Origin of the sequence: Citrobacter sp. CF971 (assembly GCF_006385635.1) — a bacterium.
Lineage (GTDB): Bacteria > Pseudomonadota > Gammaproteobacteria > Enterobacterales > Enterobacteriaceae > Citrobacter > Citrobacter freundii.
On sequence record NZ_CP041051.1, the window covers coordinates 4127917 to 4149565 of the forward strand.

The window sequence follows — 21649 nt, forward strand, 5'->3', positions numbered from 1 at the left end:
AGAGTGTCCCTCGTTGATAGAATCACATCATCAAGCCCCGGCAAATGTGCCTTTTAAAACATTCATCCGCATTACGGTGTGAGGAAATTAACATGAATCTTAAGCTGCAGCTGAAAGTGCTCTCGTTTCTGCAGTTCTGCTTATGGGGTAGTTGGCTCACTACCCTCGGCTCCTATATGTTTGTCACCCTAAAATTCGATGGTGCATCCATTGGCGCAGTGTATAGCTCGCTGGGGATCGCCGCCGTATTTATGCCTACGCTGTTAGGGATCGTGGCCGACAAATGGATCAGTGCGAAATGGGTGTACGCCATTTGTCACCTGGTCGGTGCAGCAACGCTGTTCGCCGCAGCCGAAGTCACCACCCCAGGCGCGATGTTCTTTGTGATCTTGCTTAACTCTTTGGCCTATATGCCAACGCTGGGGTTAATCAACACCATTTCTTACTATCGCCTGCAGTCAGCCGAGATGGATATCGTAACGGACTTCCCGCCAATCCGTATCTGGGGCACTATCGGCTTTATCATGGCGATGTGGGGCGTGAGCTTCTCCGGCTTCGAGCTGAGTCATATGCAGCTGTATATCGGTGCAACGCTGTCCGTTGTTTTGGCGCTGTTCACGCTGACGCTGCCGCATATTCCGGTGGCTAACCAGCAGAAAAACCAGAGCTGGTCGTCCATGCTGGGCCTGGATGCTTTCGCGCTGTTTAAAAACAAGCGCATGGCGATTTTCTTCATCTTCTCAATGATGCTGGGCGCGGAGCTGCAGATTACCAATATGTTCGGTAATACCTTCCTGCACAGCTTCGATAACAACCCGCTGTTCTCCGGTAGCTTCATCGTTGAACACGCCTCGGTGATGATGTCGATCTCGCAGATTTCCGAGACGCTGTTTATCCTGACCATCCCGTTCTTCTTGAGCCGTTACGGTATTAAGAATGTAATGCTTATCAGTATTGTGGCGTGGATGCTGCGTTTCGGCCTGTTTGCCTACGGCGATCCGACACCGTTCGGTACTGTGCTGCTGGTTCTGTCGATGATTGTTTACGGCTGCGCCTTCGACTTCTTCAACATCTCTGGCTCGGTATTCGTGGAGAAAGAAGTTCGCCCTGAAATCCGCGCTAGCGCACAGGGTATGTTCCTGATGATGACCAACGGCTTCGGTTGTATTCTGGGCGGACTGGTGAGCGGTAAAGTAGTTGAACACTATACGCTGAACGGTATTACCGACTGGCAGACCGTGTGGCTGATCTTCGCAGGTTACTCGCTGGTTCTGGCTTTTGCCTTCGTGGCGCTGTTTAAATATAAACACGTACGCGTTCCGGCAGGCACCCAAACTATCGCGCACTAACGTTTACGCAGAGAAAAGCGGGTTGCCAAAAGGTAACCCGTTTTTTTTGCGCTTACTTCACAACATATCCATACAGACGCTTAATACCGTCTGCATCCGTTTCACTGTAAACACCTTGCAGCTCCGGCGAGAAGCCCGGCAGCAGGTTAACACCCTCTTCCAGCGCCAGGAAATAACGTTGCACCGCCCCGCCCCAGATTTCGCCCGGTACCACGCACAGCACGCCCGGAGGATAAGGCAGCGCACCTTCTGCCGCAACGCGACCTGCGGCATCACAAATACGCACCAGTTCGACATCACCACGGATAAAGGCGCTGTTGGCATCCTGCGGGTTCATCGCCACGGCAGGCAAACTCTCCTGTCGGAACATCGCTTTTTGCAGATCCTTCACATCAAAGCTGACGTAGAGATCGTGCATCTCCTGACACAGTTCACGCAGCGTGTAATCCCGGTAACGCACGGGATACTTATTGAAGATGGTGGGTAGCACGTCTGCCAGCGGCGTATCGTCCTCAATATGCTGCTCAAACTGCGCCAGCATCGCCACCAGTTGCGCCAGTTTCTCGGTGCTTTCTGCCGGGGTCAGCAGGAACAGAATCGAGTTAAGGTCGCATTTCTCCGGAACAATGCCGTTTTCACGCAGGTAATGCGCCAGAATCGTCGCCGGAATACCAAACTCAGTATATTGCCCGGTTTGCGCATCAATGCCCGGAGTAGTTAACAACAGCTTGCAGGGATCAACGAAGTACTGGTCGCGCGCGTAGCCGGAAAAACCATGCCATTTAGCACCCGGTTCAAAGCTAAAGAAGCGGCGCTCGCTGGCAATCACCTGCGTCGGATAGCTTTCCCACGGCTTACCATCAACTACCGGAGGAATAAACGGCTGAATCATCTTACAGTGGGTAAGAATCGCTTTACGGGCCTCAATGCCCAGCGCTACACACTCCGCCCATAGCCGACGCCCACTCTCGCCTTCATGGATTTTGGCGTTAACATCCAGCGCCGCAAACAGCGGGTAAAACGGACTAGTAGAAGCATGCAGCATAAATGCATTGTTCAGACGCTTATGCGGACAGAACCGCGCCTGACCGCGAATATGGTTATCCTTTTTGTGGATCTGCGAGGTTTGCGAGAATCCGGCCTGCTGTTTGTGTACCGATTGGGTGACAAAGATCCCCGGATCGTCAGCATTGAGCTCCAGTAGCAGCGGTGACCCATCGGCCATCATCGGAATAAATTGCTCGTAGCCAACCCAGGCAGAATCAAACAGGATGTAATCGCACAGGCTACCGATCTTGTCGATCACCTGCCGGGCGTTGTAGATCGTACCGTCATAGGTACCAAGCTGAATGATTGCAAGACGGAACGGACGCGGCTGGTCAGCCTTGTGCGGTGCAACGTCACGCAGTTGCTGGCGCAGATACGCCTCATCGAAGCAGTGCTCGTCAATGCCGCCAATAAAGCCAAACGGATTACGCGCCGCTTCCAGATAAACCGGCGTCGCGCCCGCCTGGATCAGCGCACCGTGGTGGTTGGACTTATGGTTGTTGCGGTCAAACAGCACCAGATCGCCGCGCGTCAGCAGCGCGTTGGTGACCACTTTATTCGCCGCAGAGGTTCCGTTCAGCACAAAGTAGGTTTTATCCGCGTGAAAAACTTTCGCGGCAAATTTCTGCGCATGTTTCGCTGATCCCTCATGAATCAGCAGATCGCCCAGCTTAACGTCAGCGTTGCACATATCCGCGCGGAACAGGTTCTCGCCAAAGAACTCATAGAAATGTCGGCCCGCCGGATGCTTCTTAAAAAACTCACCGTGCTGGTGCCCCGGGCAGGCAAACGTGCTGTTCCCCATTTCGACATACTGGGTAAGCGTGTCATAGAACGGCGGCAGCAACTCTTCCTCATACTGACAGGCAGCAGACTCCAGCTCCAGCCAGTCCTGAGCCTGACCGCAAATCACCGCGTTAACGCCCGCAGGTACATCGACATCAGACTCTGCGAACAAAAACACCGGTATATGAAAACCAGTGCGTTTCAGCAAAGCCAGGATCCCACTGCGGCTGTCCGCAACGGTAATGACGACTGCCGCGACGTCAGTAAAATCGGTGCTGTCCAGCGCAACCACCTGGCGATGGCTGGAAAGACGAGAAGCCAGTTCACCACTGGCGGCAATTTTCATTGATTTCATAAGCGCAATAACCCGTTTCGGGAAAATCAAAAGTCCCGGGCAAAGCCGCATTGCTTTGCCCACGAAATGACGGGTCAAACTGGTTACCAGCCCCGACCGCCAGACATCAGTAAAAGCAGATAGCCTCTGATCTTACTGTTATCCTGCAGTGAGCGTACGCTGCCCTCACCGCATGGTGAGAGCGTGAAGATAAGTCGCAGGAAGGGGCGAACGTCGCGCAAAAAGGCGATGTTGAAGGCGATGTAGGGGGAGTAATATCATCCCAGGCAGCCCCATTCAGACAGGAGAAAATTCGCGCAATCATGGCACCTTTCACCTACTGGCGCAAGATAAAATCCTGTGCTTAAACCTCACAGATAAACAAGCATTTCGTCTGACAATAGCGGCATAATAATGCAATCTGAAACATAATTTCACCCAAACAGTTGCCTTTAACATCAAGACGATAATGGGTATGCAGGAGCAAACGTGGTAATCGGACCCTTTATTAATGCCAGCGCCATTTTATTAGGCGGTGTTCTCGGCGCGCTGCTCAGTCAGCACTTACCCGAACGTATTCGGATCTCAATGACCTCAATATTCGGGTTGTGCTCGTTGGGAATTGGTATCTTGTTGGTTATCAAATGCGTTAACTTGCCGGTGATGGTTCTGGCGACACTGATCGGTGCATTAATTGGCGAATTCTGCCATCTGGAAAAAGGAATCAATGCCGCGGTTGCCAAAGCGCAACAGCTTTTCACCAAATCGGATGCCAATGCAACACACGAATCCTTTATCCAAAGCTATGTGGCGATCATCGTGTTGTTTTGCGCCAGCGGGACCGGGATATTCGGGGCGATCCATGAAGGGATGACCGGCGATCCTAATATTTTAATCGCCAAGTCATTTCTCGATTTCTTCACCGCTATTATCTTCGCCTGCTCGCTAGGGATCGCCGTGTCTGCCATTTTCATACCGATGCTGGCAATTCAGTTGACGCTTGCCACCTGTGCGGCTCTGATTTTACCGCTGACAACCCCAGCCATGATGGCCGATTTCAGCGCTGTAGGCGGACTGTTGCTACTTGCAACCGGTTTGCGGATTTGTGGCATCAAAATGTTTGCGGTGGTGAATATGCTTCCTGCCCTTCTACTGGCAATGCCGCTTTCCGCAGCGTGGACGGCTTTTTTTGCCTGAGAATGCGTGCAATAGCAACAATGTGGTGATAGATTGTGCAGTCTGCATTGATTTGAAGAAATTTCGTTGACGAAACGAAGTGAATCGGGTTTAATGCGCCTCGTTGCCCGGATAGCTCAGTCGGTAGAGCAGGGGATTGAAAATCCCCGTGTCCTTGGTTCGATTCCGAGTCCGGGCACCACTCATTTAGAACCCTCGCTTCGGCGGGGGTTTTTGCATTATGAGTCAACAACTTGTTGGTTTACCAGTAGTTACCTCTCTTTAATTTCCTCCGGCCCCGCTTCCCGGTGGTACAGAAAGGTGGTACAAAATGGGCATTATGATACAGCCAACAAAGAACCGTTTCGGCGTTTACCTTGTCCGTAAGGCCGTCCCCAAACATCTGCAAGGCATCCTCAATAAACGTGAAATCAAGCTAACCCTTGAGACAAAAGACGTGAAGGAGGCCAGAGAGCGTGCGCCCGCAAAAATCATCCAGATAGATATGACGCTCAAACTGGCTGAAAAACAACTTGAAGCCGACCAGTCGCTGACTGACGCGAATATCGAGCTGATTGCCAGTGTATGGGTTTCAAAGACCATGCAAAACGATGAACTTATCCGTGAGCGTTACATCGTTGAAGATCAGCTAGATGGTAAAACGGGCCTATTCCACTCGCCGGAAAACCAGATAATCCACGATTGGCTGGAAGACCGCGTACGTAAGCCCCGCTACAAGTCACCGACATGGCAGGAAGAGCGTGACGTATCAATCTGTAAACTGATGGTTGTAGAGCTGGATGAAGCCCTCGAATATACACCCATCGTTCTCACCCCAGTCTGGCAAATCCGTCTGGCATGGAGACTGGCTGAACGACGCAGTGACCTGACGAATGCTTATCTCCTGAATATTCGCCCTCGGCTCTACGCCAAAAGCAAAGGGCTGGATGCACTACCTGTTGAGAGCCACAAAAGCCTCACCTTCGCAGACCTTTTCGAACGCTATAAAGAACACGTTCAACGCCATGAGCCACTACGGGCAGAAAGCCGGATTATCGCCTATACGACATCGGCAAATCGCTTCATCGAATTTATCGGTAAGAAGGCCGCTGAGGACATCACCGTTGCCGACATCGCCGACTTCCGCAATCTGATCGAAAAGTTGCCATCCCGGCCGTCGAAAGCGGTACGAGTACTGCCGCTGCACAAACAGGTAGACGCCGAAGGGGAAAAAATCAGCCCTACCCGCGTCGAGAATATCCTTAAAGAACTGTCGTCAGTCTTTCGGGTCGCGGTAGAGGACGGCAAGCTCACCGATAACCCGCTCGGCAAACTGAAGAAACGTAAGACCGTCGCTGGCCCTGCAATCGTGCGGTCTTTCAGCCGCGATGAAATCCGCCGAATTTTCTCCCTGCCCGTCTTCCACGGTGAGGAAACACCACACGGTGCTATGGCTTACTGGATACCAATAATCCTGTACTACTCAGGTGCTCGCGTTGAAGAAATCGCTCAGCTCCGTAAAGGTGACATAGTGGAAGTAGACGGTACTCCCTGCTTCAGGCTGGCGATGGGTGAAGGTCAGTCGATCAAGATGGGCAACACACGGCAGTTCCCGATACACAGCCACCTGATTGAGCTGGGCTTCCTTGATTTCGTGCGGTCCAGTCCCTATCAGCTCTTTGTCGATAAGTCGGAAGTGAACCGGAAATACTCCTACAACTATGGCCGCTGGTGGGGCAATTACATTCGTGAGAACGGCCTGACGCGGGAAGGCATCAAGCCTACCCACAGCTTCCGCCACTCTCTCGTTACCCTGTTCCGCGATCTGGATGTACGTGAGGAAATTCAGGACAGCATCCTCGGGCATAACGAAAACTCACCCGACAGAGCGAAAGCCAGTCACGGCTACGGGGAGAAGAGTGTGGTAGCCCAACGTCGCGCCATCGAGCAAATCCCGAGGCTGAACCTTCAGCGGAGCACTTAACCGTTCGTGACAATCCGGGCATCCCTGCCCGGAGAATCAGAAGTGATAAACCTGCGTTTTACGCTGGGAGTGGTCGGTGACGGTAGCCTTAACGGGTTGCCCGTCGAGGATACGGATCAGTTCACGCATGATGAAATCTGCCTGGTAATGGGATAGCTGGTTCCGGTAGATTAAATCAGGGATGTGCCGGGTCATAGCACGGGTAACCATAGCAGGAAGGCTGTCCAGTTCAATGTCAACCGCACAGCTATGGTCTTTGCCGAAGTGTTTCGGACGATCAATGATCAGATTGAGTAAATTCATAGCTTTTCCTGTTAGTGCCAATTCTTAGCCTATTTTCCTAAAGTCCTCATAGAGATCTTACTTTAATAGTTTAGCTGGAAGGCTGAATATTCAGCACCAGCCCCTCAGGGGAAGTCCTTCCTTGTATCAGTACCAGAAATTCTGTATCTTTTTTCGAAATGGCTGATGGTATATCGAGCGATATTACTATGAGCAAATCAGAGACTTTTTGTAGGTTCGATGCTAAGGTTCCTTCCTACCGCTGAATAAATATTATGGCAGGCTATTATCTCTATTTTTTAAGGGGGTTCTATGAGTGATGAAAACGATGTTTATCTACCGCCCGATGCTGATGAAGATAAACGGAAATATTTTGAAGAGAGATTCGAGACCGCCTTAAAACAGATTAATTATAAAAAATTTGCGGTGATGGATGAAGAATTTAGTTCAGTACCGGTTGAACCTCCATTCGATGCAGAGCCAATTTTCTTCAGTTATATATCACCTTTGCTGAAAAAATGTGAATCTAGGACTGGTAAGTACGTACCCTTAGAGTCTGCTCTTGAGGTCCTCTCTATAATCGCCATGTTTTTAGATAATGATGAGTGGGAGTTAAATAAGGACATGAAAAAGTATTTATCTTCGCGACTCAAAGAGACTGTTAATAAGAAAGGGAGTAACATACAAAAAGCATTTCATTTAAGAAAGAGCGATGGTGATGAGATAAAACATAAAAAAGATGCAGAGATAGGACGGTATATATTATTCAGAATGAGGTTTTCCGAACGGATGTACAGTAGTCTTCAAATAACTCATCCAGACAAAGTCTTTAATGGAATGCTTTCTGACGAGTTGGAAAATATTTTTGAATTTAAAAATGCAGATAAAAAGAAAATCGATAGATATATCGAAGTGGCACTGATGGAAGGTGGACTCTTTGGTTATGAAAGGCATTGTGATTTTTTAAGTCACAACAATGAACTACTTAAAAAGTACTGGAAGTATTCACAATGGGAGTTGAAGGAAACAACAAATAAAAACAAATCTGGGCGAGATCTTAGAATACAGAGTATTCAATGGATTAAGGATGTATTGAAGCACTCTAAATGAAATTATGTATGTCAAGTTTTTTCTGATGGCATTTTCCCGTTACGGCTATATGCCACCTCTCTTCGATAGACATCACATAGAAAACTTCAATAAGATTCCGTTCGAGTTGCGGGGCCTTCCTGCTGCCACAATGAGGGGATCAATATGCTAAGTAACAAAATGAATTTCTTAGAGAAAGTTGGTGCATTTAATAAGATCACTTCCATCGAGGAAAAGTGCGAATACGTTTATGTATTACTCAAGGATATCATCCATGTTGAGGACGGGCATGTGATTTACAGTGAAGAACATGACAACTATCAGTTTTTCTCTAGAAGTGGGTACTGTACCATGCGCCTTGTGATGAGCCCTTACGGAAGCTTTGAGCATTTCGAACTGACCTGCAATTAACTATACAATATCGCATTGACTTCACCCGCAAGGGGGAACGTCAAATCCCCCTTGCGAAAGTCATGCGGGGAGTCAATATGAATATTGAAGAGCATAACGAAAATGCACTAATCGGAGCATTACAGTTAGGAATAGATCATGGTATTGCCGCAGAGGATGCTGAATTAAAGGCAGTCGATACCGACCACCCCAGATTTAAGGATGCATCTGATAAACCAAACGAGACCAGCGGTTATTTCAATATATATGGTGATGAAGAAGGTAAGATTCACAGGATATACATTAATAGCTTTCATGAGGGGTTGGGTGAGGCAATATGGAATAGTCATAGCCTGCATTCATTAATACCAGAAGAACAGCAGGGAAAGATTAATGAGCTGAAAATGCTAAAGGAAAAACGGATACAGGAAAAAGATAGTCTATTTATTGAAAACCGTATTGAACTAGCTAATCATCTTAAATTACTACCGCAAGCATCACCACAGCATCCTTATTTGTTAAAGAAGCAAGTGTCGGGTAATGGCCTTTTAATGGATGGCAATGAGTTAATCATTCCTATTCATTATTACGGAGGAGCGTTTGTTAATGCTCAGCGTATTTTTCCTGATGGAACCAAATATTTCTTTAAGGATTGCGGAAAGAAAGGTGCCTGCCATGTTATTCAGGGTGATGACAGCACCATTTTAATTGCTGAGGGATATGCAACAACGGCGTCCTGCTTTGATGCCACGGGATATACATCCGTCATGGCGATCGACTGCGGGAATATTTACCCGGTTGTCGAGTCTGTTCGCTTACATACAAAGGCTCCAATCGTCATTGTTGCCGATAACGATAAATATAAGGAGAAAAACGCAGGGGTAGAGGCTGCTGAAAAGGTCGCAAAAGCATTTGAGGGGGTATCCGTTTTCATTCCTGAATTTCAGGACGAGGCGAGTAAACCCACTGATGCCAACGATCTGATGCTACTGGAGGGTATGGACGAGCTGAAGAGGCAACTGGGGCCCGTTATCGCTCATGCCAGAATGGGAATTCCATCCAGCTTCTTCTTCTTGAATGGCTGGCTGTGTCAGAAGCGTGAGTCCGGTAGCACAAAGGTTAGTACTGCTATTTACCCTGTCGCGTTGTCACGTGATAAGGCGAGTGAAGACTGGGGATTAGTCCTTCAGTTTGCAGATATGGATAACCATACGCACCAGTTTGCATTACCGAGGGCTGCGTTAGTTAAAGATCTTTCAGTCGTACTTGAGCCGTTGATCTCGCGTGGGCTGCAATATGACCCCGCAGAGACCAGGTCCCTTTTGAGTTACATCAATACTGTCCAGCCAGTAGACCGGGCCAGGAGCGTATCGCAAACGGGCTGGTTCGGTGATGTTTACGTGCTTCCTGATGAGGCGATAGGTGCATCCAGCGAGACGGTAATTTATCAATCGCTTGCTGGGACCCCCCCAGGCTATCAGCAGTCAGGTAGCCTGGAGGACTGGCAGCAAGGCGTTGCAGCTAAGTGTGTCGGCAACAGTCGGTTAGTTCTGATGGTTGCTGCAGGGCTTGCCGGGCCGCTGCTGGAACTGGACAGTTCACTTGAATCGGGTGGGTTTCATATCCGTAGTGAGAGCAGCCGGGGGAAGTCAACAGGTCTTCGGGTTTGTAAGTCTGTCTGGGGGGCCCCGGATAAGCTCGTAACGTGGCGTGCCACTTCGAACGGGCTGGAAGGTGTTTGCTTTGCTCATAACGATGCGACGCTGGTGATTGATGAGTTAGGGCAGATGGCGGATGAAAACCCGGCTGAGGCGGCTATGACGGTCTACATGGTTGCTAATGGGTCGAGTAAGGCGCGGGCAAACCGGACGGGAGGTGCAGCAGCGATTAAAACGTGGCGTTTAATCTTCATGTCAGCGGGTGAGGTATCTCTGTCGAACCTGATGGAACAGCATGGTAAGAAGGTTAAAGCCGGGCAGGAAGTGCGTTTTATCGATATTCCGGCAGATGCTGGTAAGGGGTTGGGGCTGTTTGAGGAACTCCATGGTTACAATGACGGTGCCAGCTTCGCCGAGGCTCTGAACCGTGACAGTAAGAGCTTCTATGGTACGGCTGCCCGTGCATTTCTGGGGCTGCTTACGGCGGATAAGGCTGGATTCACCGCCAGGCTCAAGTGTCTGATGGCTGAATTTCTTGCTCATGTGCCAGAGGGGGCAGATGGTCAGATCAAACGTGCCGCTAACCGCTTTGCTCTCGTGGCTGCTGCTGGTGAGTTGGCCCGGGAGATCACCGGATGGCCGGAGGGTGAATCTTCCCGTGGCGTTAAGGCTTGCTTCGATAGTTGGCTGGCCGGACGTGGGGAAGGCTCCCATGAATCAAACCAGGCCATTGAGTCCGTTAAGGCCCAATTGCTGACATGGGGTGACTCGCGTTTTGGACAGGTAACAAATTGTCCTGTATGGGGAGTAAAAACCGAGCGTGATTTCTGGGTTTACCCTGCCGCTTTCAGGGATGAGTTGTGCCGAGGACTAGACCACCGAAATGTTGCTAAGGTGCTGCATGAAAATGATTTTCTTCCTGGTACAGCAGCGATAACAAGACGAATACCCGGCGGGGGTACTCGTAAGGTCTATGTCATTTCGGGGAGGCTTCTGGGGGATGGACCAGAGACGACAGAGCCAGCACAGAGTGACGAACCACAATACACCGTGTAATACACTGGGGGCTCTGCCCCCTTTGTTACTTTGTTACGATTGCTCAGCATGGGCGGTAACAGAGAAATCGTTGATATGACGGCGTGTGACGCTGTTACTTTTGTTACCGTTAAAAAACATCAAGTTGGGATCCCGCCAGCCATTCTGTTGTCAGAATAGACGAAGTAGCTAAGTTCACTATACCACTACAAAGGGCTTTTTTTGTCTATGCTATTAAAACACATTGATTAAATGTAACGGGATGTATGCAAATGTCACATCTACCATATGCAACCACACCACTAGGGAAGGTGCGAATAAGCAGGTCATTTCTTCCCAAGCTGACTCGCTGATTAAAATTTCGCGGATCTGGGCCGATTTTTTTCCCGCAAACACATCGAATCAGCCTATTTAGGCTATTTTTTCCACCATTTCTGGCGTTATTTCCGGTTTTTACTGAGATCTCTCCCACTGACGTATCATTTGGTCCACCCGAAACAGGTTGGCCAGGGTGAATAACATCGCCAGTTGGTTATCGTTTTTCAGCAGCCCCTTGTATCTGGCTTTCACGAAGCCGAACTGCCGCTTGATGATGCGAAACGGGTGCTCCACCCTGGCACGGATGCTGGCTTTCATGTATTCGATGTTGATGGCCGTTTTGTTCTTGCGCGGATGCTGCTTCAAGGTTTTTACCCTGCCGGGACGCTCGGCGATCAGCCAGTCCACATCCACCTCGGCCAGCTCCTCGCGCTGTGGCGCTCCTTGGTAGCCGGCATCGGCTGAGACAAATTGCTCCTCTCCATGAAGCAGATTACCCAGCTGATTGAGGTCATGCTCGTTGGCCGCGGTGGTGACCAGGCTGTGGGTCAGGCCACTCTTGGCATCGACACCAATGTGGGCCTTCATGCCAAAGTGCCACTGATTGCCTTTCTTGGTCTGATGCATCTCCGGATCGCGTTGCTGCTCTTTGTTCCTGGTAGAGCTGGGTGCCTCAATGATGGTGGCATCCACCAAAGTGCCTTGGGTCATCATGACGCCTGCTTCGGCCAGCCAGCGATTGATGGTCTTGAACAATTGACGGGCCAGTTGATGCTGCTCGAGCAGGTGGCGGAAATTCATGATGGTGGTGCGATCCGGCAGGGCGCTATCCAGGGATAATCGGGCAAACAGGCGCATGGAGGCGATTTCGTACAGGGCATCTTCCATGGCACCGTCGCTCAGGTTGTACCAATGCTGCATGCAGTGAATACGCAGCATGGTCTCCAGCGGATAGGGCCGTCGGCCATTGCCCGCCTTGGGATAAAACGGCTCGATGACAGCGGTCATATTCTGCCATGGCAGAATCTGCTCCATGCGGGAGAGGAAAATCTCTTTTCGGGTCTGACGGCGCTTAGTGCTGAATTCACTATCGGCGAAGGTGAGTTGATGGCTCATGATGTCCCTCTGGGATGCGCTCCGGATGAATATGATGATCTCATATCAGGAACTTGTTCGCACCTTCCCAAGGTATGCTCGCTCCCTGGTCTTGAGTTCAGGTCTAAATCTTGTGAGTGAAAATTAAACACTCATACGTCCACCCAGTTTTATTTACTGTGTTGTTAGCCAATATATTGGATACTATGCCCAAGTGACTCAACTCTGAATTCTGTATCTTGAAGTCACTTGGAGATATGGCAATAGTGCATTATTGAAGGAAATAGGTAATGAGTAAAAAAATGACCATGGCTGAGATTTCAAGGCAGCTTGGAATTTCAACAATGACTGTGTCGCGTTACTTTAATGGCGGTTATGTCTCGGAAGAGAACCGCCTTAAAATTGATGCCATCGTCAAAGAGAGCCATTACACGCCTAATATATTTGCTCGCTCCATTCGTAGCCAATCCAATATTATTGGTTTCATCGCGCCTCGTATTGATTCATATACGACCAGTTTAGTGATTAAAGGGGCGCTGGCTGCTGCCAATGAATCACAAGTACGAATGCTGTTTCATGCCACAGGGTTTAACCATGAGTCAGAATGCCAAGCTGTGAGAGAGTTTAACGGCTTAAATGCATTGGGCACGATTATTATTGCGTCAAAGCACAGTGTCGAAGAGACTTTTTATCGAACCTTAGACAATGTGGTATTTATTGGCAAAAATACCCCCCACCATTGCTGTTTATATTACCCCGATCATGCAGCGATTAAAGCCCTCGTCTCCCACACCATCACTCAGTTAAAACAGCAGCAGGCACCGCTGGCTGCCGTACATTATATTTATGATGAGCGTATGCTTTCTAGCCGCACTAAGTTGATGCAAGCCACTATTACCGACACCGTCCCTGAGTTGAATTTATCACTACAAGCCCTAGCCAACTCGGAGGACAAAGCTGGCTATCAGGCCGTTCAATTACAGCCTAATCATGTCTATTTTTGTGCCACCGATAATATTGCCATTCGTTTATATCGTCGCGCCAAAGAACAGCAACTCAAGATCGGTCATAACGTATGGATTGTAGGCATGGGTGACTATGACTACAGCGATTTGTTAGTCCCGAGCCTGACGACTGTCGCTTTTAACTACTATCAAGTGGGCTACCAAGCTGTCAAAAAATTGCTCAAGCGCGATTTCAGTTCTGTTGAAGGCACATTCGACATAAAGATGAGAGAAAGCTCACAATTCCTCTGAAATTGTGTTGAGTCCAAATCGGTTCTACTTAACTATATGTGTTAACGATAACGCATATAGTATAACCGATGACACTCGCTCCTAATATGCACTCAAAACCACTCGCGTGGTGGAAGAAAGCAACCGCCTACCAAATTTATCCCCGTAGTTTTTATGATACAAACCAGGACGGTATTGGTGACATCAATGGCATCATTGCTAAGCTCGATTATCTTGCTGATTTGGGCATTGATTTAATATGGATTTGCCCATTCTATGCATCACCTAATGATGATAACGGGTACGATATTAGTGACTATCAAGCGATTCATCCTGACTTTGGAACCCTTGAGGATGTGGATGAACTAATCAGTGCTGCTCATAAACGTGGCATTCGCATTATTATGGATTTAGTGATCAACCACACTAGCGACGAGCACCCATGGTTCATTGAATCTCGAGATAACAAAAATAGCCCTAAGCGCGATTGGTATATTTGGCGTGATGGTTGTGAGCCTACCGCTGAAAAACCGACTTGCGACCCAAACAACTGGGAAAGTATTTTTCATGGCAGTGCATGGGAATATGATAAAAAAACTGCACAGTACTACTTGCACCTATTTTCAAAAAAACAACCTGATCTGAATTGGGAAAATCCTGAAGTTAAACAAACACTATTTAAAATGATTTATTGGTGGTTGGAGCGTGGTATTGATGGCTTCCGTGTGGATGCAATTAGCCATATTCAGAAACAACCAGGTTTACCTTCTTTACCCAATCCAAAGGGTGAAAAGTATGTCTCTTCGTTTGATTATCATATGAATGTGGCAGGGATTGAAAAACATCTGCATGAGTTAAAAGAGCAGGCGTTTGATCCCTTTAACATAGTGACAGTTGGTGAGGCTAATGGGGTGACTGCCGACAATGCATTACTTTGGGTTGCCGAAGCGACCGAACACGATCAAGGCGGTGTTTTCAACATGATTTTTCAGTTTGAACACATGAAGCTATGGTCGGAAGAACAAAGCAACGTGCCTTTAGATCTAGTGGAGTTCAAACGCATTTTATCGCGTTGGCAAGATGCATTAGAAGGTAAAGGCTGGAATGCGCTTTATTTAGAAAACCACGATCAAGCTCGTAGCATTGATACTTTTGCCGACCCTACCTCTAGGTATGCCAGTGCTACCGCGTTAGCGAGTTGTTATTTCTTGATGAAAGGAACTCCGTTTATTTATCAGGGCCAAGAGATTGGTATGGTAAATCATCAGTTTACTTCTCTTGATGAATTTAATGATGTGTCTGCTAGAAATTTAATTCAAAAGCTATCTCAACAAGGTCAAAGCGATGCAGACATCTTAGCCTTGTTAAATCAAGTATCTCGCGACCACAGTCGCTTGCCAATGCAATGGAATGCGCAGGATTTTGCCGGTTTTTCTGAGGTGCAACCTTGGTTCTCCGTCAATCAACAGTACGCAGATATCAATGTTGAGCAACAACAGAATGATCCAAATTCGATTTTGAGTTTCTATAAGCAGCTGATTGCTCTGCGTAAGTCAAATGTAAGTTTAGTGGTTGGCCGCTATCAATTGCTGCTACCTAACGACCCTAATATCTATGCTTATCAACGTGTTGCACAAGATATGACATGGACCATTATTACCAATTTAAGTCCACAAGAGAGCATCGTTGATATCGACCGCATGCAATTAGGCGAGTTAATGCTTGATAATCAGAATATCAACAATGAACACGTTCGCTCAGATTTTATAGCGACGCAAATTGCCCCACCTTATGCTGCGTATATATTTGCAAGAAAGCACTAAATTATATTTATCGCAGGGCCTTGATAAGGCTACCCTGCATTTAAACCAAGGAATCATTTATGAGTCAGTTACTATCTTTTGATTTTTGGCAACGATTTGGGAAATCCCTTATCGTTGTTATCGCGGTGATGCCAGCCGCTGGTATCATGATATCACTCGGTAAAGTTGTCGCAATGTATGCCGGTGGTATTGGTGCCATTGAAACACTAGGCGCTATTATGGAAAACATAGGCTGGGGGATCATAGTTAATCTTCACCTATTATTTGCTGTCGCTATTGGTGGATCATGGGCTAAAGAACGTGCAGGAGGAGCATTTGCCGCGCTGATCGCCTTCATCTTAATTAACCGTATCACTGGGGTTATATTAGGCGTGGATAACGCTATGCTCAGTGATCCCGAGGCGGTTGTGATGAGCCTATTTGGTTCTGAGCTACCTGTCTCTCAATTCTTCACTAATATTTTGGGTGCTCCTGCTCTAAATATGGGTGTGTTTATCGGTATTATGTCTGGCTATTTAGGTGCCAACTTATTTAACCGTTATCATGACTTCGCTCGCTTACCTCAGGCATTAGCATTTTTCAACGGTAAGCGTTTTGTACCTTTTGTTGTTATTTTCTATTCGATGATTATTGCGTTTGCTTTATCAATCGTATGGCCTTTAATTCAAGGTGCGCTTAATGATTTTGGTCAATGGATTGCAACCTCTAAAGACACTGCGCCGATCACTGCTCCTTTCTTGTATGGTACGTTAGAGCGCTTATTACTGCCATTTGGTTTACACCACACTTTAACTATTCCAATGAATTACACCGAGTTGGGTGGTACTTATGAGCTTTTAACAGGGGTGAATGCGGGGGCAAGTGTTTATGGTCAAGATCCACTATGGCTAGCTTGGGTTAGCGATTTAAATAATCTTAAATTAAGCGATCCGACAACTTACCAACATCTATTAGATACGGTGCATCCAGCACGTTTTAAAGCGGGCCAAGTTATTATCGCAGCGTCTTCATTGATTGGTATTGGACTTGCGATGTATCACTGTGTTGATAGTGATAAGCGCGCACAATACAAGCCAATGTTTTTATCTGCGTGTCTTGCTGTGTTATTAACCGGTGTGACAGAGCCTATTGAATTCATGTTTATGTTTATTGCTCCTGTTTTGTATGTTGCGCATGCGGTATTAACAGGGATTGCATTTGCGTTGGTCGATGTGATGGACCTACGTATACATGCCTTTGGTTTGATTGAGTTACTCACTCGTATACCTATGATGGTTTCAGCGGGAATCGGTGGTGATTTGGTTCGCTTCGCATTGGTTTCTATTGTTTTCTTTGGTGTTAACTATGGATTATTCCGTGTGCTCATTGTCAAATTTAAATTGCCAACACCGGGCCGTATGGGTAACTACCTCGATGAAAGTTCAGAATCCATGTCAGAAGATGAGAAGATGGACATTATTATTCAGAATTTAGGTGGCCGTGCCAATATTGCTGAGATTGATGCTTGTATGACTCGCTTGCGCATTACAGTTAATGACCCGCAGTTGGTTGCTGAATATGCATTATGGAAGCCGACAGGAGCACTTGGTGCTGTAATTAAAGAACAGGGAGTACAAGTTATTTATGGTCCAGGAGTGGATGTCATTAAATCTAGATTAGTTGAGAAGTTTTCAGCACAACCTGAGTAATTCATTCTCTACCCTAGATAAAATAACCTCGAGAAACGCAGCCTTGAGCTGCGTTTAACTCGCTACAATGAATAAGTGAATAATAAATGAAGTTAATGACGCTAAATACCCATAGTTGGCAAGAAGAGAAACAACTAGAAAAGTTGGATGTGGTAGCGCAAGCCATTATCGAGCAAGGGTGCGATGTCGTTGCATTACAGGAAGTGAATCAACATCAAAATAGCCCGGCTGTTGATGCCAATATATTAACTAATCACACCGTGCTCGCTGATAACTATGGATATTTATTACAGAAAAAACTCATGGAATACGGCTATCACTACCAACTTACATGGGATTTCGTTCATCAAAGTTATGACGTATATCAAGAGGGACTGGCATTCTTGACGCGACTGCCGATTGTCGAGCATGAGGTCATTGACCTAAGTGATAACTATGATGTGAACTTTTGGAAACATAGGCGAGCAGTGCGTATTAAGGTCACTTCTCAACGAGGTGATTTCAATCTTTATAATTGTCATTGCGGCTGGTGGAGTGACTCAGAGAGCTCATTTGAGGACCAGTTCAACAGAATAAAGGCAACATTATCAACAGAGTTGAGCTTTCTATTAGGCGATTTCAACAACCCAAGCCATATACGCAATGAAGGTTATGATTATGTATTACAGTGCGGTTTGATAGATTGTTATGAAATAGCAGAAATAAAAGACTCCGGAACTACTGTAATTAAAAATATTGACGGTTGGGAACAAAATAGCCAAGCGCTACGCATTGATTTGGTTCTTAGTAATCAACCGATGGTGGTAAAGCAGCATCAGGTGATTTTTAATAACGATTTTTATCCGGTTGTATCGGATCACTTTGGGGTTCTGGTGGAAGTAGACATTATTTAATGTTTATTCATAGACTAAACCTTAAGCAATACTGGACTTTTAATTACGTGACTTTGCAATACCTGTAGTTATTCAGGACTTTCTAATTTAGTAAAGGCGCTGACACGTTTTTGTCCCAAAACTGTGTTACAAAATCCACAACACCAAATTTTGAAGAGCCCCTTAGAGAGGGGCTAGTTGAGGGGAGCCCAGTTGGCTAGTTGGCGGGGGTATCTGTTTCCTCTTCAGTGATTTCGTCATCGGTTGAAGGCACCGCTTGTTCAACTTCTGCTTCTTTACCCTTTGCTTTAGCTGATTTTCGTGCTCGAATTTCGATATCAATAATGCGCCGAGCCAGTTTGATAATGCGCTGTTGCCATGCGTAGTTGCCATCAACACGTTGCTTATTGCTAAGCACGCTAGATAACCAGAGTGTGTCCATTGAGATTGACCTGCCCCCAGGATTAGATACAACCTTCAGTTAGTAATGTCGGTTGGTTTTTCTTCATATTTCCCGTTTCGCCAGCCCGCTGCAAATTCAGCCGGCGTCAGATAATTCAGCGATGAATGTGGTCGACACTCGTTATAATCCTGCCGCCAGTTATTAATGATTTCCCGGGCATGTAGAATATCGCTGAACCAGTGCTCATTCAGGCATTCATCCCGAAAGCGACCGTTGAAACTCTCAATAAATCCGTTTTGCGTTGGCTTGCCCGGCTGGATTAAGCGCAACTCAACACCATGTTCAAAGGCCCATTGATCGAGCGCGCGGCAGGTAAATTCCGGGCCCTGATCGGTTCTTATCGTTGCAGGATAGCCACGAAACAGCGCAATACTGTCCAGAATGCGTGTCACCTGAACGCCTGTAATCCCGAATGCCGTGGTGATCGTCAGACACTCCTTCGTGAAATCATCCACGCAGGTCAGGCACTTAATCCTGCGGCCGCTGGCAAGTGCATCCATGACAAAATCCATTGACCATGTCAGGTTCGGCGCATCCGGGCGAAGAAGCGGAAGCCGCTCAGTCGCCAGCCCCTTGCGGCGTCGCCTGCGTTTTACACTCAGGCCGTTGAGATGATAGATGCGGTATACCCGCTTGTGGTTGACGTGAAGGCCCTCCCGACGCAGTAGCTGCCAGATGCGCCGGTAACCAAAGCGGCGGCGCTCAAGTGCCAGCGCTGTGATGCGTAGAGACAACTGCGCGTCAGCAGCCGGACGCTGAGCCGAATTGATTTAGCACCGACGTAGCCCCACTGTTCGTCCATTTCAGCGCAGACAATCACATCACTGCCCGGTTGTATGCGCGAGGTTACCGACTGCGGCCTGAGTTTTTTAAGTGACGTAAAACCGTGTTGAGGCCAACGCCCATAATGCGTGCACTGGCGCGACATCCGACGCCATTCATGGCCATATCAATGATTTTCTGGTGCGTACCGGGCTGAGAGGCGGTGTAAGTGAACTGTAGTTGCCATGTTTTACGGCAATGAGAGCAGAGATAGCGCTGATGTCCGGCAGTGCTTTTGCCGTTACGCACCACGCCTTCAGTAGCGGAGCAGGAAGGACATCTGATGGAAATGGAAGCCACGCAAGCACCTTAAAATCACCATCATACACTAAATCAGTAAGTTGGCAGCATTACCAATGAGGCGATTGCTAATGAGCGGGCCGGTATTTGTAATTAAAGTTGTTAACGCTGAAGTTTAAGATGCTCGCAATAAGTCGGCGAATTATCAGTATATCCCCCTGGCATCATTCTGAAATGAAGAGGGCCTGCTCTTCCCATATTGATGTTTTTTCACCGTAACAGTCGTAACAACGGTAACACGCCGTCATATCAAGGTTTTTCCCGTTACGTTTCAAAATCCCCTCGGTAACAAAAGTAACACTATTGGTAAGCTTTTATATCCCTTATACCCTCGCTGTAATTCAATATTGAACAATCTCCCCGGTAGAACGCCAGTTTCAGCGGTCGTTCTACTGTAATACGCCGATAACCAAAAGCAGTACTCGGGAATATTTTGGCGATGGAGCTTTCTTCGTAGCGGCTGTACAGACTGACAATCTCTTTCAGTACTTCATCGCTCAGAAACTTACGCTTACTGCCTAAAGACTTACGCATCGGTGAATGCATATCACTGGCGTTAATCAGCAGGACTTTGCCTTTACGTTCTGCGGGTTTGTGGTTCGACAGTACCCAGACATAGGTCGCAATGCCCGTGTTGTAGAACATATCGGTTGGTAGTGCGACCAGGGCATCCAGCAAATCGTTTTCCAGAATATAGCGACGAATTTCACTCTCGCCACTCCCTGCACCACCGGTAAACAGCGGGGAGCCATTCAGGATGATACCGATACGGGAACCAGTACTGTCAGTACCAGGCTGCATTTTCGAGATGAGGTGCATCAGGAACAGCAGAGAGCCATCAGATACACGTGGCAGACCTGGACCGAAGCGCCCATTAAAGCCCTGTTTATCAGCTTCATCACGCACCTGCTTCTCTACTTTCTTCCAGTCCACGCCGAATGGTGGGTTCGACAGGCAGTAGTCGAAACGGTTAAAGCGAAGCTGGTCATCGGAGAGCGTGTTACCGAGCTTGATGTTGCTGATGTCCTGCCCCTTTATCAGCATATCGGCTTTACAGATAGCATAGGACTCCGGGTTCAGCTCCTGACCGAAGGTGGCAAGACGAGCTGCCGGGTTCAGTTCATGCAGGTATTCCATCCCACAGGACAGGAAGCCGCCAGTACCCGCCGTTGGGTCATAGATGGAGCGAACAACACCGGGTTTTGCCAGGACATCATCATCACCAGAGAACACCAGAGAGGTCGTCAGACGCACAATATCACGTGGGGTAAAGTGCTCCCCGGCGGTCTCATTCGAACTTTCCGCAAAGCGACGGATCAGCTCTTCAAACACCAGGCCCATGTGGTAGTTGTCGACCGCCTCAGGTGACAGGTCTACCGTCGCAAAGGAACGGGAAACTTTATACAGCAGGTCCGCATCTTCAAGCAGGGTAATGCTGGCCTCGAAGCTGAAATGCTCGAAGACCTCACGGGCGTCTTTTGAGAAAGCCCGCACGTAGGCGTCCAGGTTATCACCCACATGATTTTCGCCCAGTTTGCTCAGTTCCAGCGGCGAGGTGTTATAGAACGCCTGACCTGACGCATTGAGCAGTAATTTATCTCTCGCGAGATCTGGCAGCGCCTTTGTGTTTTCTACTGTTGCCAGTATCTGTGCCTTAGTAGGAGCGAGTACACACTCAAGACGACGCAGTACAGTAAATGGCAGGATGATGCGACCATACTGGGATTGCTTGAAATCACCACGCAGTAGGTCGGCAACGGACCAGATAAGGCTGGCTAAAGAAGAAATATTAGTGGTCATTAGGCTGATACCGAAAGTGTAAAATTACTGGCAAGAATACCCCGTCGCCCCTCTGGTAAACAAGGAGCCTGATCATGTGTGGGCCATACCGCGTTAAAAGTAT

General features: G+C 47.8%; 14 protein-coding genes, 1 tRNA gene and 4 pseudogenes. 11 read left to right on the forward strand and 8 right to left on the reverse strand.

The features are described from left to right. Positions 1-92 precede the first annotated feature (92 nt). The gene (locus E6P06_RS23485) at positions 93-1349 is read left to right on the forward strand and encodes a nucleoside permease (protein WP_139935785.1); all 1257 of its coding nucleotides are present in this window, start codon (positions 93-95) and stop codon (positions 1347-1349) included. A 52-nt stretch (positions 1350-1401) separates the two neighbouring features. On the opposite strand, the gene E6P06_RS23490 is transcribed toward E6P06_RS23485, so the two are convergent. Further along, a complete protein-coding gene (locus E6P06_RS23490; protein WP_003838203.1) occupies positions 1402-3537 on the reverse strand; it encodes an ornithine decarboxylase in 2136 nt (711 codons plus the stop codon). Positions 3538-4005: 468 nt separating this feature from the next. On the opposite strand from E6P06_RS23490, the gene E6P06_RS23495 reads away from it, so the two are divergent. The 3 genes from E6P06_RS23495 (at position 4006) to E6P06_RS23505 (ending at position 6676) form a co-directional block, all read left to right on the forward strand. Next, positions 4006-4713: a DUF554 domain-containing protein gene (locus tag E6P06_RS23495; protein WP_003838201.1), complete on the forward strand. Its 708-nt coding sequence runs from the start codon at positions 4006-4008 to the stop codon at positions 4711-4713. A gap of 105 nt (positions 4714-4818) precedes the next feature. Beyond that, positions 4819-4894, forward strand: a tRNA-Phe gene (locus E6P06_RS23500). Positions 4895-5023: 129 nt separating this feature from the next. Next, positions 5024-6676, forward strand: a complete 1653-nt coding sequence (locus tag E6P06_RS23505) for a site-specific integrase (RefSeq protein ID WP_114385770.1) — start codon at positions 5024-5026, stop codon at positions 6674-6676. Positions 6677-6712: 36 nt separating this feature from the next. Here the strand turns inward: E6P06_RS23505 and E6P06_RS23510 are convergent, their stop codons facing one another. Continuing rightward, positions 6713-6979, reverse strand: coding sequence for a hypothetical protein (locus E6P06_RS23510; protein WP_114385769.1), 267 nt, complete (start codon positions 6977-6979; stop codon positions 6713-6715). Positions 6980-7270: 291 nt separating this feature from the next. On the opposite strand from E6P06_RS23510, the gene E6P06_RS23515 reads away from it, so the two are divergent. The 3 genes from E6P06_RS23515 (at position 7271) to E6P06_RS23525 (ending at position 11151) form a co-directional block, all read left to right on the forward strand. Further along, positions 7271-8068, forward strand: coding sequence for a hypothetical protein (locus tag E6P06_RS23515; protein ID WP_114385768.1), 798 nt, complete (start codon positions 7271-7273; stop codon positions 8066-8068). Positions 8069-8212: 144 nt separating this feature from the next. Next, positions 8213-8458, forward strand: a complete 246-nt coding sequence (locus E6P06_RS23520) for a hypothetical protein (RefSeq protein ID WP_114385767.1) — start codon at positions 8213-8215, stop codon at positions 8456-8458. Positions 8459-8535: 77 nt separating this feature from the next. After that, positions 8536-11151, forward strand: a complete 2616-nt coding sequence (locus tag E6P06_RS23525; protein ID WP_162009209.1) for a TOPRIM and DUF927 domain-containing protein — start codon at positions 8536-8538, stop codon at positions 11149-11151. Positions 11152-11356: 205 nt separating this feature from the next. Here the strand turns inward: E6P06_RS23525 and E6P06_RS28320 are convergent, their stop codons facing one another. Beyond that, positions 11357-11602: a hypothetical protein gene (locus E6P06_RS28320; protein ID WP_326929774.1), complete on the reverse strand. Its 246-nt coding sequence runs from the start codon at positions 11600-11602 to the stop codon at positions 11357-11359. Then, positions 11584-12564: an IS5-like element ISKpn26 family transposase gene (locus E6P06_RS23530; RefSeq protein WP_016156491.1), complete on the reverse strand. Its 981-nt coding sequence runs from the start codon at positions 12562-12564 to the stop codon at positions 11584-11586. Before E6P06_RS23530 ends, E6P06_RS28320 begins: the two co-directional genes overlap by 19 nt. A 269-nt stretch (positions 12565-12833) precedes the next feature. Here E6P06_RS23530 and E6P06_RS23535 point away from each other — a divergent pair, with 269 nt between their 5' ends. From E6P06_RS23535 to E6P06_RS23550, 4 genes are all read left to right on the forward strand, one after another. Next, entirely contained in the window at positions 12834-13799 is a 966-nt protein-coding gene (locus E6P06_RS23535) for a LacI family DNA-binding transcriptional regulator (RefSeq protein ID WP_139935787.1), read from the forward strand. A 68-nt stretch (positions 13800-13867) separates the two neighbouring features. Then, positions 13868-15601: an alpha-glucosidase gene (locus E6P06_RS23540; RefSeq protein ID WP_114385764.1), complete on the forward strand. Its 1734-nt coding sequence runs from the start codon at positions 13868-13870 to the stop codon at positions 15599-15601. A 59-nt stretch (positions 15602-15660) separates the two neighbouring features. Then, entirely contained in the window at positions 15661-17289 is a 1629-nt protein-coding gene (locus tag E6P06_RS23545; protein ID WP_045332109.1) for a PTS transporter subunit IIBC, read from the forward strand. Between the two features lie 86 nt (positions 17290-17375). Next, entirely contained in the window at positions 17376-18182 is an 807-nt protein-coding gene (locus E6P06_RS23550) for an endonuclease/exonuclease/phosphatase family protein (protein ID WP_045332110.1), read from the forward strand. 196 nt (positions 18183-18378) lie between these two features. Here E6P06_RS23550 and E6P06_RS23555 read toward each other — a convergent pair. From E6P06_RS23555 to E6P06_RS23570, 4 pseudogenes are all read right to left on the reverse strand, one after another. Further along, positions 18379-18609, reverse strand: a pseudogene (locus tag E6P06_RS23555) (hypothetical protein); the annotation flags it as partial. A 29-nt stretch (positions 18610-18638) separates the two neighbouring features. Beyond that, positions 18639-19385: pseudogene (locus tag E6P06_RS23560) on the reverse strand (IS3 family transposase); the annotation flags it as partial. Between the two features lie 5 nt (positions 19386-19390). After that, positions 19391-19746: pseudogene (locus tag E6P06_RS23565) on the reverse strand (IS1 family transposase); the annotation flags it as partial. A 369-nt stretch (positions 19747-20115) separates the two neighbouring features. Beyond that, positions 20116-21546, reverse strand: a pseudogene (locus E6P06_RS23570) (N-6 DNA methylase); the annotation flags it as partial. Between the last annotated feature and the right edge of the window lie 103 nt (positions 21547-21649).